This window comes from Prevotella veroralis DSM 19559 = JCM 6290, from assembly GCF_000377625.1.
In the GTDB taxonomy this organism is placed as follows: domain Bacteria; phylum Bacteroidota; class Bacteroidia; order Bacteroidales; family Bacteroidaceae; genus Prevotella; species Prevotella veroralis.
Genome location: NZ_KB898330.1, coordinates 142,593 through 158,615, shown reverse-complemented (window position 1 = coordinate 158,615; position 16,023 = coordinate 142,593). Strand labels below are relative to the sequence as shown.

Sequence of the window (16,023 nt, the reverse complement as noted above, 5' to 3'; positions counted from 1 at the left end):
CTGCTGTAAGAGTGTTATATGGTAAAAACAAAGACTTCCGAGGGCTTGGAGCATAGACTTCATGCCCTCGCTACTCAATATGAAACACAAGATTTCATAAAAGATGACCCCTCATGGTTTATGCATCAAGTCGTTGGTAAGCGTAACCAAGAGGCTATTGCTTTTATAGCTTCATGTTTGAGTTATGGTTCAAGACAAGTCTTTATGCCTCGTATTCAGTATATCCTTGATTGCTCAAGAGGTGAACCTTATCAATGGGTAAGGACAGGACGGTTTGCATTAGACATTCCCGATGATGACAATTGTTTCTATCGTTTATATACAAATCACATGATGTACGGTCTTTTCCAAGCCTTACAATCAATGTATGAGGAGTATGGGGACATGGAGAGTTACATCCGTTCGTATGCTAAAAAGTACGATGAAGTGGAGAATATCGATGCCCTTACAGCCATAGATGCTATCTGTCAATACTTCCAAAAACACGAGATTACAGGTATCGTACCGAAGAATACAAACTCTTGTTGTAAACGCGTTTGTATGTTTTTACGCTGGATGGTACGCAAAGGATCGCCTGTTGACATAGGAATTTGGTCTGAACTGATCAATCAACGCACCTTGATTATGCCACTCGACACACATGTCATTCAGCAAGCTATGCAGTTAGGGCTACTTAAAAGCAAGTCAGCAACAATGGTTGCAGCACGTCGGTTAACAGAAGAACTTGCCACTTTCTTCCCCGAAGACCCATTAAAAGCAGACTTTGCGTTGTTTGGTTATGGTGTAAATCTATGATATTTACGTCATAAAACACCTATAAAACAAAAATTCCAAGCGCACTCTTGGTGAACCTGGAATATTGTTTTTACTCTCAAATTTCTAAACTTTGTCTAATAATTAGGCAGCCATGTGGTTGTTAACACTTACTGCCTTTGCTACTGTTGCTGCAATTACTACAGCTGATAATACTAATGAAACCATAATCATTTACGTTTAATAGAGACCCTTTGTCTCTGGTTCTTTAATATGTTATCCTTAATCTTTTACGAGTGCAAAGGTAGTTAGTTTCCAACTTAGGAACAAGCATTATTACGGCTAAAGGCTCTTTTTCTTGGTTTTATTGCTATGTATCAAGTTGGTTGACATTTATCAAGTAAAGGTTTATTTGCTACTTCCAAGAATTTCAATTACCTTTGTTCTCCATTATTAATAGACGATAGGACAATGGAAAAGAACCCCGAATTAAGGCATGCATGGGACTTTGTTGAACATACTGGTATCAGCATCTTCCTTACAGGAAAGGCTGGAACTGGGAAAACAACATTTCTCCGAACGCTCAAAGAAAAGAGTTCTAAACGTAGTGTCATCGTTGCTCCAACAGGTGTGGCAGCAATTAATGCAGGTGGAATGACCATTCATTCTTTCTTTCAACTACCCCTTTCTCCATTTGTACCAGAGGCAAGTATCAAGAATAGATTTGATTACAGCAAGGAGAAACGTAAGATAATGAGGACGCTAGACTTGCTTATCATTGACGAGATAAGCATGGTGCGCTCTGATGTTCTCGATGCTATCGACTCCGTCCTACGCCGATTTAGAGAGCATGATAAGCCCTTTGGAGGTGTACAACTGCTTATGATTGGTGACTTACAACAACTTACTCCGGTTGTAACACCCGAAGAGGAGAGATTACTTCAGCGTTATTATGACACACCATACTTCTTTGGTTCAAAGGCATTACGTAGTATTAACTATGTAACCATCGAACTGATGCATGTCTATAGACAGCAAGATAACAGGTTTATCACCTTACTTAATAATATAAGGGAGGGACGAGTGAGTGAGACCGACTTGCTGAAACTGAACGAAAGATACGATCCTAAGTTTGAGCCAGAGGTGGGAAGCGACTATATCCGACTGACAACTCACAACAGAATGGCTGAAAGTTACAATGATGATCAGCTGCGTAATCTTCCTTCAAAAGCATGCACATTCACCGCAGAGGTCGATGGTAATTTCCCAGAATACAACTATCCGGCAGACTTCAGACTTAAGCTTAAACGTGGGGCGCAGGTTATGTTCATCCGAAATGATAATAATGGACGTTACTACAATGGGAGAATTGGGCATATAACATACCTTGATAATGAGAAAATACAGGTTCTTTGTCCTGGTAATGAACTGGAAATTGAAGTACAACAAGAGACTTGGGAGAATACAAAATACACCTTAAACGAAAAGACAAAACAAATAGAAGCGGAGGTACAAGGCACTTTTAAGCAATATCCCTTGCGTTTGGCGTGGGCAATCACTATACACAAGAGTCAGGGACTGACGTTCGGACATGCTATCATTGACGCTCAGTCGTCCTTTGCGGCTGGTCAGGTGTATGTCGCCTTGAGCCGTTGTAAGACATTGGAAGGGCTCGTTTTGGCTTCACCGATAAGTAGTTCCGCCATAATTAACGATAGTCAGGTAACAAATTACATATCTCATCAAACGGAAGAAGCCGCAAAAAGTATTAAAGCATTACCAGTCTTGAAAGAGGAGTATTATCGACAACTACTCTTAGAATTGTTTAGCTTCTATGAAATTAAGGCTTGCGAAGATGCTATCTATCGTGTTTTATCAGAATACTTCTTCAAGTTTCCGAAGGTAACAACGCTTCACAAGATGGCAATAATTGATCTTGATGAGCGTATCATAGGTGTTTCTATGAAATGGGGAAGCGTTATCTGGCGCATGACTACCGAACAGTTGCACGAAGAGAAGTTCTTAGAACGGGTGAAAAAGAGTGCTCTTTACTTCCATAGTCAGCTTACAGAGATCTTTAGTCACCTTATTGATATAACGAAGGGGGTACAATCTAACAACAAAACAGCCAACAAACGATTTGATAATAGCTTCTCCGATCTACGCCAAGCATATTCAACTAAACATGAAGTATTAGAGGCTATTATGAATGAAGGATTCTCCATTACAGGCTACCTAGCGTCTAAACAAGAAGCAATACTTAATAGCTTGGACGATGGAACGGGCAGAAAGCAAAAGAAAAAGACAGAAGACTCTGCGCCAAAAGCACCTAAAATCAGTACTGGGGAAATCTCTTATAACCTCTTCAAAGCGGGTAAGAGTATTGAAGCTATTGCTAAGGAGCGTGGCTTAACACCAGCAACAATACAGGGACATCTCATCCCTTACATCCAAAAGGGATACATACAACTGAATGAGGTGATTGATGAGTCAAAGGCAAGAACTATACAACAAAAGATAAAACTTGCAGGTAAGGATGCTAGTTTGAAAGCACTTAAAATATTATGCCCAGCCAATATCTCTTATTCAGACATTCTATTGGTAATGAAGACAACCATGCTTCAATAAAGATAAAAAAGGGTAGTATCAGTTTAAATTCTTATCTTTATCACCTGCAATATATGAATTGTAAAAATAAAAACATCATCTAATATAGTCGATGAAAAGGGTGGAAATAGATACTTCTAGTAGGTTGTAATTACTACTAACTACAATAAATTACGCTTACAACAAACAAAAAGTGTTTATATCGGCACGCCTTTCAAAGAAAAGTATTATCTTTGCAACCGTTAATTCAAAGCTATTATTGAGTAGCAATCAAATTACGTTTAAATAGTTATTAGTAAGTTAATAGTCAAATGTAAGTACTTAGGTTATGTCCTCGTGACGAAGACTACCTAAAGAATATTTTGAGTCAAATAATTTTTGAGTTATTTAGTTAAGTGGCTGAGTGTATGTCTGCGTGAGCAGATATACACTCTTTTTGTAATTGAGGAAGAAAACTTTTACCTTGAAAAAGAGGCTTATTTCAAACAATGTGAGTAGACCTTTAGCAATCCAGGTAACACTCTTCTTTATTGTAAAGTATTAACCCCTTGTATCTTAAACTTTGCACCTTTATATATTCTTAAATACTTTGCTAGATATAAGGAAAATGCTTATTTTTGCAATACGAAGTTTCATTTTAAGGTAAAAGATATGGCAAATTTAAGATTTGAAGCTGTTGAAGAAGCGTTCAAGAAACGACCAGTAGAAGTCAATACACCAACGGAACGCCCTTCAGAGTTCTATGGAAAGCTCGTGTTTAACCGCTCTAAGATGTACAAGTATCTACCTGCCGACATTTACAAAAAGCTCGTTGATGTCATGGATAACGGCAGTCGACTAGATAGATCGATTGCAGATGCAGTAGCACAAGGCATGAAACAATGGGCTAAAGAGAATGGTGTAACTCATTATACACACTGGTTTCAACCATTAACAGAAGGTACTGCTGAAAAACATGATGCTTTCATTGAGCACGATGGTAAAGGCGGAATGATTGAAGAGTTCTCTGGTAAGCTCCTTGTTCAGCAAGAACCGGATGCGAGTTCATTCCCAAATGGAGGCATAAGAAATACCTTTGAAGCCCGAGGATACTCTGCCTGGGATCCGACAAGTCCTGTATTTATTATCGACGACACACTTTGTATTCCAACAATATTCATATCTTATACTGGAGAAGCACTCGACTACAAAGCTCCACTACTAAAGGCTTTACGTGCTGTAAACGTTGCAGCAACTAAAGTTTGCCAATACTTTTATCCCGAAGTAAAGCAAGTTACAAGCAACCTAGGCTGGGAGCAAGAATATTTCCTTGTTGATGAGGATCTTTACTTCGCACGTCCTGACTTGATGCTAACGGGTAGAACGCTTATGGGACACGACTCCGCAAAGAACCAGCAGATGGACGATCACTACTTTGGAACTATCCCTGAGCGTGTTCAAGCATTCATGAAAGACCTAGAGATACAAGCTCTTGAGCTGGGTATTCCATGCAAGACTCGCCATAACGAAGTTGCTCCCGGTCAGTTCGAGTTGGCTCCTATCTTTGAAGAATGTAACTTAGCTGTTGACCACAACATGCTTTTGATGTCTTTAATGAAGAAGGTTGCACACAAGCATAGCTTCCGAGTTCTATTGCACGAGAAGCCTTTCGGGGGTATTAATGGTTCTGGAAAACATAACAACTGGAGTTTGAGTACGGACACTGGTGTACTCTTACATGCCACAGGAAAGACCCCTATTGATAATCTCCGTTTCGTTGTCTTCATCGTAGAAACATTGATGGCAGTATATAAACACAACGGTTTATTGAAGGCATCAGTAATGAGTGCCACCAATGATCATCGTCTTGGTGCTAACGAAGCACCACCTGCTATCATCTCATCATTCCTTGGTAAGCAGATTAGCGATCTTCTTGACCATATTGAGAAAGCTGATAAAGATGATTTATTTGCGCTAAGTGGTAAGACTGGTATGCGTCTAGAGATACCAGAGATACCAGTACTTTTCATCGATAACACCGATCGAAACCGCACCTCACCATTCGCATTTACGGGTAATCGATTTGAGTTCCGTGCGGTTGGTTCAGAGGCTAACTGTGCTTCAGCAATGATTGTTCTTAATGCTGCTGTGGCTGAAGCTCTAAACAACTTTGCCGATCGGGTGGATGCATTAATGGCTAAAGGAGAAGAAAAGAACTCTGCTATCATTGATGTTATACGCGAAGACATCAAGACTTGCAAACCGATCCGTTTCGATGGAAACGGATATTCTGGTGATTGGAAGAAAGAAGCTGCTCAACGCGGACTTGATTGTGAGGCAAGTTGTCCTATATGCTTTGATCGCTATCTTGATACAGCCTCTATCAAAATGTTTGAGGCTACTCATGTTTTAAGCCATAATGAGTTAGAGGCTCGAAATGAGGTTAAATGGGAGACATACACTAAGAAGATTCAGATTGAAGCACGCGTCATGGGCGACCTTGCAATGAACCATATTATCCCTGTCGCAACGCACTATCAGAGTCAATTGGCTAAGAATGTTCAGAACATGATGGACGTCTTTGGGGATGTAGAAGGTAAACAACTTAGTGAACGGAATATCAAGATTATCCGTGAGATAGCAGAGCGTACTACACTCATAGAAAGCGGTATTGAGGAGCTTGTTAACGCACGAAAGGTAGCTAACAAGATTGAGAATCAACGAGAAAGAGCCATTGCTTATCATGATACAATAGCTCCTAAAATGGAGAAGATTAGGTATCAAATCGATAAACTAGAGTTGGTTGTCAGTGATGAGTTATGGACACTTCCAAAGTATCGCGAACTTCTCTTCATCCGATAAAAACAACGATTTCATCGGTAATAAGTATCGATGAGAACCCTAAGAATATACTTCTATAACATGAGTGCATCAAACGAACCACAGAAATAGGCTCGCTGATGCTCTCTTTTAATTATCTTCTAAAACCATAAAGACCATTCTCTTTATTAGAGAAACAACTTCTGTAAGTAGGAAAAGATATTTATCAACCTTAAAAAATAGATTATTTTTTAGTATTTAATAGTCTATTATGCCAGCATTTTTAATCTATTTTTCACCTCTAAAGATACTCTTCTTTTGTATATACAGAACCCAAATACACAAAAGAAGAAGCCCCATAAGAATAAAGAAAGCACATTCTTATCTTATAAGCTGGGGTTCCAAGAATGGTTTACTAAATATATCAAAAAAAGGTAGAAAGCCATTGATAGCAGGATTATTTATCAATAACAATATAAGTAAAAGTTGCCCTCCACAAGGGAGAATACCCTACCCTATTTCGCCTTATAAATAACGTGATTAGCCCCACTAGTGAACTCTAATGCCTCTGGATGCTCATCCGCAAAGCTCTCAATATGCCGAATGCGCTTCTCCTCGAAGATCTCATCAACAGCTATTAAGATTCCCGTTTCCTCTACATCGCCAAAGCCATAGTTGATCGCGGTACCAAATAACTTCATAGTCGGAGACAGATTCATATAAGCGTTGACGAGAGGAGGAATGTTATAACCCAACTTTCGAATTTCACTATTCAGTATCTTGTAATCTTCCTTAAAGTTTTCACCATTAAAAAGAGCATCCAATTCGGCTATAGGGGTATCTATTTTAAGCGGTTTAATCGGTATTATAAGGTTGTCTTTATCATCAAAATACTTCTTTAGAAAGTATAGGATCATATCCCTTCCACGGCGTATATAAGAAGGATACATCGTCATCTTACCAAAGAAATACTTACAGTCTGGGTTCAAGACTGTCAATGCTCCGAGCCCATCCCAAAGGTTATCAAGAGCAAAGATACTCTTTGAGTTGCGTCGAACATTTTGATACTCTAAGGATACAAAAGAGCGTCCTAACTCAACAGTATAGGGTGCGTACTCTTTCATAAACTTGTCGGAGAAATGAAACATGTGGCTTGTTGCTAATACTGGTTGTCCATCTTTAGCAACCTTCCAATCGCTTCCGAAGATATAACGATAGCCTCCTATAATCTCCTCCGCATCGGGGTTCCAAACTATAAGTTGTCGGCAACAATTATCCATCGTATCGAACTCGTCAATGTCCATTGACTTACCCGTACCACCACCAGCATTACGAAACGCGATCTCACGAAGACGCCCGATTTCCTTCATCACATTAGGTGAACTCTTAGCCGTAATGACGTAGATTTCGTTATGACTCTTATTGGTCATACGAAGTAACTTATCTGCTGTCAGTTCGCTTCTGAGCACTTCCTTGCTGATGGGTTGGATGATTTCTTCTTCCATATATATACTTTTCTTTTGCTTTCTCTTTTATTCTCTCATTCGCTCCTATCCCTTAACTATCAATAGCCTCATAGAATAGGACTACAATTCATACACCTTATCTTCAACGAATTTTGCCCATTCCATCGGTGTTTTAGACTTATCAAATGTCTGCCAAGGAATAGGTTTGCCGATAACAACACGAAATGTTTTCCCAACATTTTTATACATTTCATCGACAAGAAACAGCATTGCTATATTCACTTTTTTGACGTATTTATCGCTAAAATGAGCTATACGATAGAATCGATCAGAATTTCTCCCTCCAAAAAAGATAGGTACTACATCACGATGATATTCGACGCTTTTTGTAATGAAAGTCTTCTTCCATTCAAGGTCATGAATACGCCCATTTATCTTCCTACTATTCAGTCCTGCAGGGAACATCAACATGTGATTATCACTTTGGAAGCCAGCCTCAACCATACGAGGAAAGTCTCTACTTTGCTTGCCCGTCTTATTGATTCCAATACAAACAGGCTTCAAACCTGGAAGATTTAAAAGCAAATCATTCACCAAATAACGGAACTTTCCATCATAATGTTGCCCAATAATTGCACCTAAAGCAACACCATCTTGCCCACCAAGAGGATGGTTAGAAACAAACGTGTAAAGCTTTCCGTCATCTTTATCCGGTAGATTCTCAAGACCTTCAATCTGCAACGTCATATCCAGATAATGTACACACTCTTTGAGCCATTCAGTACCTGTCAAGCCTCTATTCTCCCACAGGAACTGATTCACTGCATCCTCATGAATGATGTGCTTCAGCCACTTTACAACAAAAGAAGGAACAAACTTCGCTTTTGCTCCCATCTTATCTACAAGTATCTTGTCAATGTCTATTGTCTTCTCTATCGAACTACTCATGTTCAAGAAATTCCTCGTAATAACATGCAAAAATAACTAAACCATTTGAATTAACCCTCTTTTTTATCGAAAAATATGCTCTTTAGAACAAAAAGAATACTACTACCTGATTTTAAAACACTGTTTTCAACAACCAGAAAAGCGTTAATTTTCACAAAAAAAAGAGCCTTTATGAAATATAGTGGAGTATAGTGGAGATATGTGGGGAAAAATGTGTAACTTTGAAGCCAAATACGAGTTTTATAAGAAGTACACGTGAGGTTCTTAGGAAATATAGACGCAAAAACAGACACAAAAGGTCGTGCTTTTCTGCCTGCAACATTCCGCAAGGTGCTAAATGCATCTGGCGAAGAGTCGTTAATATTGCGTAAAGATATCTTTGAACCATGCCTTGTACTTTATCCTCGATCGGTTTGGAATCAACGAATGGATGCTTTGCGCAAACGACTAAGTCGTTGGAACAAACATGACCAGATGATTTATCGACAGTTTGTAACCGATGTAGAGATTATCACACTAGACAATAGTGGACGCTTCCTCATCCCTAAGCGTTATCTAAAAATGGTCAACATAGACCAGCAAATACGCTTTACAGGGATGGATGACTGTATTGAGATATGGGCAACTGGTGACTCCGAACAGCCTTTCATGTCGGCTGAAGAGTTTAGCAAAGCCATGGAGGAAACCATGGGAACTGATGATTTCTTCTCAAACAATTTCTTGAATGAAGAAGAATCCGCAACCACAAAAGATTGACAAGATGGTTAAAACCGCAGAAACATATCATGTTCCAGTACTTCTCAACGATAGTATTGAGGGTCTGAACATCCACCCAAATGGAATTTATGTGGATGTGACTTTTGGTGGTGGTGGACATAGTCGTGAGATCCTATCTCGCCTCAAGAAGGGCTGTCATCTATATAGTTTCGATCAAGATGCAGACGCTGAACAGAACGTTAGCAAGATGGGACTAAGCGAGGAGCAAATCGACCGTTTTACTTTCATTCGTTCGAACTTTAGGTACTTAAAGAACTGGATGCGCTATTATAGCATAGATCATATTGACGGCTTACTAGCCGACTTGGGAGTTAGCAGTCATCATTTCGATGATGAAACACGTGGCTTTTCTTTTCGGTTCGAAGCACCTCTCGATATGCGAATGAATAAGCGAGCTGGTCGTACAGCAGCCGATATTCTCAATGAATATGATGAGGAGCAAATAGCTGATATATTATATCTCTATGGCGAGATTAAGCAATCCCGTCGTATCGCAGCAGCTATCGTTAAGGCAAGAGAAAAGCGGACATTCAAAACGACAAAGGATCTGCTATCCATCGTTGAACCATTCTTTTTACACGCAAGAGAGAAGAAAGACATGGCAAAAATGTTCCAAGCTCTACGCATTGAAGTCAATCATGAGATGGATGCCTTACGTGAGATGTTGCTGGCCGCAACCGAGTTACTTGCCCCTAGGGGACGCCTCTCTGTAATTACTTATCACTCCTTGGAAGATCGAATGGTTAAGAACATCATGAAATCGGGGAATGTAGAAGGAAAAGTAAAGCAAGATTTCTACGGAAGACGGGAAACTCCCTTCCGACTAATAAACAATAAGGTTATCACTGCAAGTAACGCCGAACAAGAACTGAATCCACGTAGCCGAAGTGCCAAACTAAGAATAGCAGAAAAGAAAGCAGATGATTGACAAGAACGACATAAAGAATATAGATGTAACCGCTGAAAGCTTTCGTGGTAGAGACAATACGGATGATGACAAATCTAAATCAGTCATTAATCCACTCGCCAAAGGTGATATCTATGAGGGAGAAGAGTCCTCTCCAATAGCTTTAGAGGTTACAGATGGTAATAAAGATATAAACATTTCCCACCTTAAAGGTGATATGTTAACAGAGAAAAGGGTTAAAGACACCCCTGTTCAAGATGAAGAGGAACGAAAGAAAGAAGCAAAACGACAAATAAAGGAAGAAGAGAAGAAACACCAAGAAGAGGAACGAGAAAAAGAAGAAGAAGCTGAGGTTAAGATACTCAAGGCAGCTATCGCAGAACAAGCACGTGAAGACGAGCAGCCTCAATCATCTAACTTTACACTGCGCAAGATACTTGGTGGCGACATTCTCTCTGCCCGTCTGTTACGCAATAACATCTGGTTAATCCTTGTGATTGTTGCTTTCATCATCGTTTATATATCTAATAGGTACAGCGTACAAAAGTATCTGATAGAGATTGATAAGCTCAACACTGAATTAGAAGATGCAAAGTACAGAGCTTTATCAAGTAGTAGTCAGCTTACAGAGAAGTCTCGAGAGAGCCACATTCTGGAACTACTAAAGAATAGAAAGGACAGCGTTCTGAAAATGTCAGACCGCCCACCTTATATAATAAATGTACCCGAGAAGTAAGAAATATGAGCAAGTTCAATAATAATAAGATCATCCCCCGTTACAGCATCATCGCCATTGTGATGTCGCTGATTGCGCTTGCTGTACTTGGAAAAACCATCTATACAATGACAGCCAATAGGTCTTATTGGATGGAAGTTGCTGCTACGCAAAAGAAAGATAGCGTAAAGGTTAAACCAACACGAGGTAACATTCTTAGTTGTGATGGGCAACTCATGGCTAGCTCACTACCGGAGTTCAAGGTGTATTTAGACTTCAATGCTCTTAAAGAAGCAGGCAATGATACCGCCTTTATTGATAGTATTAATTACATCAGCAAAGGTCTCAATAACATCTTTCCTGAGCGGTCAGCTGCTGCCTTCAAGGAGCACCTCTTGGAAGGTTACCATAAGATGAGTAAACACTGGGCGATATGGGATGAGCGCATAGACTACAATACATTCAAAGAAATCCAGACCTTACCTATCTTACATCTATCTAAGTTTAAGAGCGGCTTCCACTGGGAAGAGTTCAATGCTCGTAGGCGTCCGTTCGGTTCCTTGGCACAGCGCACTGTAGGAGACATGTTCGGTGCAAAAGATACCGCCCGTTGTGGTCTTGAACTGTCATACGACTCGATTTTGCGCGGAACTGATGGTATCATCCACCGTCGTAAGGTTCGAAACAAGTTCTTAAATATCACCGATACACCTCCAATCGATGGTGCTGACATAATCACAACCATTGATGTTGGTATGCAAGACTTAGCCGAGAGAGCTTTGATTGACGAACTGAAAGATCCAAACGTGAATGGCAATGTAGGTGTAGCTATCGTTATGGAAGTTGCGACAGGAGACGTAAAAGCCATCGTCAACATGGATAAGTGTAGCGATGGGGAGTATCGAGAAGTAAAGAATCATGCGGTTAGCGACCTGCTAGAACCAGGTTCCGTCTTTAAGACAGCATCTATTATGACTATTCTTGATGATGGTCTCGTTGATACGACTTATACGGTGCAGACTGGTCCAGGAGTATGGCCTATGTATGGCAGGGAGATGAAGGATCACAACTGGACTCGTGGTGGCTATGGGACGTTAACACTGCCTTGGACTTTGAAATATAGCTCTAACATCGGTGTAAGTCGTATCATCGATCTACATTACCACAAGAACCCTGAGAAGTTTGTTCAGGGTATTTACGACCTCGGACTCGCTACTAATTTTCACATACCAATTGTGGGGTCATCACCTGCTAAGATACGTATGCCACATAAGAATCACCATGGGCAATATGATAACTGGAGTGCAACAGCACTGCCATGGATGAGTATTGGATATGAGACACAGATACCCCCTATCTCTACACTAGCGTTCTACAATGCCATTGCCAATGGCGGAAAGATGATGAGACCACGCTTCGTAAAACAAATAGTAAAGAATGGTCAAGTCCTTTATGACAATCCTCCACAAGTCGTAAAGGAACATATTGCGAAGGAGAGTACCATCAAAGATATTACACGAATCCTAACAGAAGTAGTATCAGAAGGTCTTGGTAAGAGGGCTGGGTCCGACAAGTTCCTTGTTGCAGGTAAGACAGGAACAGCGCAGATGTCCAAAGGTGCAGCTGGATACAAGGCTGGCGCAGTGAACTATCTACTAAGTTTTGCAGGTTTCTTCCCTGCTGACAAACCACGTTACAGTTGTATTGTTTGTATTCAAAAGAGCGGTCTGCCAGCCTCTGGTGGTGGTATGAGTGGAGTCGTGTTCCACCATATTGCAGAAGGAATAATGGCGCAGAGTCTAAAGTTAAATGTCAGTGATGCACGAGATAAATCATCGATTCTCATCCCATCAGCAAAGATAGGGAATCTATTGGCAACAGACTATGTTTTGAATACACTTGGCTTCAACGTGACAAACGGATGGAATGGTGCTTACCCTTTCGGGAGCCCTATCTGGGGTACAACAACAGAGAATGGTAAATCGCTGACCTTCCATAAGGAGGCTATCAACAAGGCGCACATTGTACCCAATGTGCGCGGTATGGGAGCACGCGATGCAGTCTATCTAATGGAGAAGAAAGGCATTAAGGTGCGTATTAATGGTAGAGGTCGTGTCATTGAGCAAAGCCTTGCTCCAGGCGATAAAGTTAAGAAAGGGATGGAATGTTCACTACGATTAGGCTAAGATCTGTAGGCATTTAACAACGAAATAAGAATAGAACAAAGATATGAAATTAAGCGAATTACTCAAGAACATCACCCCTATTGCTATTCATGGCAATGCTGAGGTTGAAATTACTGGTGTAAACATTGATAGTCGTAAGATTGCTAACGGTCATCTATTTATTGCAATGAAAGGAACACAGGTAGATGGGCATCAATTCATTGGAAAGGCTATTGAGCAAGGTGCTGTGGCTGTATTATTAGAAGACATGCCCAATACTTTGAATGATAATATCACCTATGTACAAGTTGAATCAACAGAGAATACAGCAGGAAAGGTTGCTACCTTGTTCTATGGAGATCCCTCACATAAACTAAAGCTAGTTGGCGTTACGGGTACAAACGGTAAGACGACGATTGCCACCTTATTATATAATATGTTCCGAGAATTTGGTTATAAGGTGGGCTTATTATCGACTGTCTGCAACTATATCGATGATAAAGCAATACCAGCCGACCATACAACACCAGATCCAATAGAGCTGAATCAACTACTTGCAGACATGGTTGCAGCAGGCTGTGAATACGCATTCATGGAGTGTTCTAGTCATGCTATACATCAACACCGTATCGGTGGATTAGACTTCACAGGGGCTATATTTACGAACCTCACACGTGATCATCTCGATTATCACAAGACCTTCGAAAACTATCGTAATGCGAAGAAGATGTTCTTTGATGGGCTTTCAAAGCATGCCTTTGCCATCACAAATGCAGATGACAAGAACGGTATGATTATGGTTCAGAACACTAAGGCAACCATCAAGACCTACTCAACCAAGCGCATGGCAGACTTCCGTGCGAAGATTCTTGAGTGTCACTTCGAAGGAATGTATCTAGAGATTGATGGAAAAGAGGTAGGCGTCCAGTTTATTGGCAAGTTCAATGTCAGCAACTTACTAGCTGTATATGGTGCTGCAAAGATGCTCGGTAAGAGTACAGATGAGATACTCCTCGCACTTAGTACATTGAAGAGTGTGAATGGACGCCTTGAGCCTATTCAATCCCCAGAAGGCTTCACTGCCATTGTTGACTATGCACATACTCCTGATGCCCTAGAGAACGTCTTGACTGCAATTCACGATGTATTGGATAACAAAGGCGGACATATTATCACCGTTTGTGGCGCCGGTGGTCATCGTGATAAGGGTAAACGTCCTTTAATGGCACAGGAAGCTGTAAAGCAGAGTGACACAGTTATCCTCACAAGTGATAACCCACGAGATGAAGATCCACAGGCTATTATTAATGACATGATGGCTGGTCTTGATGCTACACAACGTAAGAAAGTCCTCAACATAGTTGATCGTAAAGAAGCTATACGCACTGCTGCGATGATGGCGAAGAGGGGAGATGTAATCCTTGTGGCAGGTAAAGGACATGAAACTTACCAAGAGATTAATGGTGTAAAGCACCATTTCGATGACCACGAGGTTATCCGTGAGATCTTTGGAATTAAGTAAGAACAATAAAGAGAAGTAATATGCTGTATTATATCTTCCGCTGGTTAGACCAGTTCGGTATCAGTGGTTCCCACCTTTGGGGGTACATAAGTTTCCGTGGCATATTGGCTATGATACTGGCTTTGCTTATATCGGCATGGTTCGGAGAGAGATTTATCAAGTATCTTAAAAGCAAGCAGATCACGGAGACACAACGTGATGCAAGCATTGATCCATTCGGTGTAAAAAAGATAGGGGTACCCTCAATGGGCGGTATTATCATTATCGTTGCATTGTTAGTACCCGTCATCTTGCTCGGTCGATTGCGTAACATCTATCTAATCCTGATGATCATTACAACCATCTGGTTGGGTTTTCTCGGTGGAATGGACGACTTTATCAAGATCTTCAGACATAATAAAGAGGGGTTAAAGGGCAAGTATAAGATTATAGGTCAGGTCACAATCGGACTCATAGTAGGTCTTGTTCTTTGGGCATCACCTGATGTTAAGGCGAACTTGAATCTTGAAGTAGCCAATCAAAACGGTAAGGAAGTAGTTATAAAACATGAGGCTAAGGCGGAGAAAACGCTGAAAACGACCATACCATTCGTGAAGTCACACAATTTGGACTACTCTGAAATCGTTGGATTCTTAGGTGATTATAAGACAGCTGGCGGTTGGATTCTATTCGTAATCATGACTATTTTTGTCGTGACAGCCGTTTCTAATGGTGCAAACCTCAACGATGGAATGGACGGAATGTGTGCTGGTAACTCGGCTGTAATAGGTGTTGTACTCGGTATCTTAGCTTATGTCAGTAGCCACATACAGTTTGCAGCCTACCTGAATATCATGTATATCCCTGGCACAGAGGAACTGGTAGTATTCTTTATGGCGTTTATCGGAGCACTGATCGGCTTCCTTTGGTACAATGCCTACCCTGCCCAAGTATTCATGGGAGATACTGGTAGTTTGACAATCGGCGGTATCATTGCCGTTGGAGCTATCATCATACACAAGGAATTGATGCTTCCTATCCTCTGCGGAATATTCTTCGTCGAGAGTCTAAGCGTCATCGTACAAGTATGGTATTATAAATTAGGGAAGCGTAAAGGCATTAAGCAACGTATCTTCAAACGTACTCCTATCCATGACAACTTCCGTACTCAGGATTCACAGTTAGACCCCGAGTGCAAGTACTTAGTAAAAGTTCCCCATGGAGCAGTGCATGAGAGCAAGATTACCTTACGTTTTATCATCGTGACAATCATACTTGCTGCATTGACAATTATCACTCTGAAAATCAGATAGATATGTTTATTCAACAGTAAGACATGCTCTGTACAAAAGAAAGAAAGGCTTAGTAAGCATTAAAATAGGCGT

Annotated in this window: 11 protein-coding genes; 9 read left to right on the top strand and 2 right to left on the bottom strand. The window is 40.7% G+C overall.

The window, feature by feature from the left end; translation table 11 throughout:
* Positions 1-18 precede the first annotated feature (18 nt).
* The 3 genes from D464_RS0107075 (at position 19) to D464_RS0107065 (ending at position 6,201) form a co-directional block, all read left to right on the top strand.
* Entirely contained in the window at positions 19-795 is a 777-nt protein-coding gene (locus D464_RS0107075; RefSeq protein ID WP_018910781.1) for a TIGR02757 family protein, read from the top strand.
* A 429-nt stretch (positions 796-1,224) separates the two neighbouring features.
* On the top strand, positions 1,225-3,381 hold the full coding sequence (locus tag D464_RS0107070) for a helix-turn-helix domain-containing protein (protein ID WP_018910780.1): 2,157 nt from the start codon (positions 1,225-1,227) through the stop codon (positions 3,379-3,381).
* Positions 3,382-4,011: 630 nt separating this feature from the next.
* Positions 4,012-6,201 (top strand): glutamine synthetase III family protein, encoded by a 2,190-nt coding sequence (locus D464_RS0107065; protein WP_018910779.1) that lies wholly within the window; start codon positions 4,012-4,014, stop codon positions 6,199-6,201.
* 473 nt (positions 6,202-6,674) lie between these two features.
* Here D464_RS0107065 and D464_RS0107060 read toward each other — a convergent pair whose 3' ends face one another.
* Both D464_RS0107060 and D464_RS0107055 read right to left on the bottom strand, forming a co-directional pair.
* Complete coding sequence (locus D464_RS0107060; RefSeq protein WP_004382822.1) at positions 6,675-7,664, bottom strand: GNAT family N-acetyltransferase; 990 nt, start codon at positions 7,662-7,664, stop codon at positions 6,675-6,677.
* Between the two features lie 81 nt (positions 7,665-7,745).
* Positions 7,746-8,573: a glycerol acyltransferase gene (locus D464_RS0107055; protein WP_018910778.1), complete on the bottom strand. Its 828-nt coding sequence runs from the start codon at positions 8,571-8,573 to the stop codon at positions 7,746-7,748.
* A gap of 255 nt (positions 8,574-8,828) precedes the next feature.
* Here D464_RS0107055 and mraZ point away from each other — a divergent pair, with 255 nt between their 5' ends.
* Genes mraZ through D464_RS0107025 form a run of 6 tightly spaced genes read left to right on the top strand, consistent with a single transcriptional unit; the run spans position 8,829 to position 15,951 of the window.
* The gene (gene mraZ / locus D464_RS0107050; protein ID WP_018910777.1) at positions 8,829-9,329 is read left to right on the top strand and encodes a division/cell wall cluster transcriptional repressor MraZ; all 501 of its coding nucleotides are present in this window, start codon (positions 8,829-8,831) and stop codon (positions 9,327-9,329) included.
* A gap of 4 nt (positions 9,330-9,333) precedes the next feature.
* Positions 9,334-10,278 carry a 16S rRNA (cytosine(1402)-N(4))-methyltransferase RsmH gene (gene rsmH, locus D464_RS0107045; RefSeq protein WP_024985761.1) on the top strand — a complete coding sequence of 315 codons (945 nt, stop codon included), beginning with the start codon at positions 9,334-9,336 and terminating at the stop codon, positions 10,276-10,278.
* A complete protein-coding gene (locus D464_RS0107040; protein WP_018910775.1) occupies positions 10,271-10,993 on the top strand; it encodes an FtsL-like putative cell division protein in 723 nt (240 codons plus the stop codon). Before rsmH ends, D464_RS0107040 begins: the two co-directional genes overlap by 8 nt.
* Positions 10,994-10,998: 5 nt before the next feature.
* The gene (locus D464_RS0107035) at positions 10,999-13,158 is read left to right on the top strand and encodes a penicillin-binding protein (RefSeq protein WP_018910774.1); all 2,160 of its coding nucleotides are present in this window, start codon (positions 10,999-11,001) and stop codon (positions 13,156-13,158) included.
* Positions 13,159-13,201: 43 nt separating this feature from the next.
* On the top strand, positions 13,202-14,659 hold the full coding sequence (locus D464_RS0107030) for a UDP-N-acetylmuramoyl-L-alanyl-D-glutamate--2,6-diaminopimelate ligase (protein ID WP_018910773.1): 1,458 nt from the start codon (positions 13,202-13,204) through the stop codon (positions 14,657-14,659).
* 20 nt (positions 14,660-14,679) lie between these two features.
* A complete protein-coding gene (locus D464_RS0107025; RefSeq protein WP_004382829.1) occupies positions 14,680-15,951 on the top strand; it encodes a phospho-N-acetylmuramoyl-pentapeptide-transferase in 1,272 nt (423 codons plus the stop codon).
* The last annotated feature ends 72 nt before the right edge of the window (positions 15,952-16,023 follow it).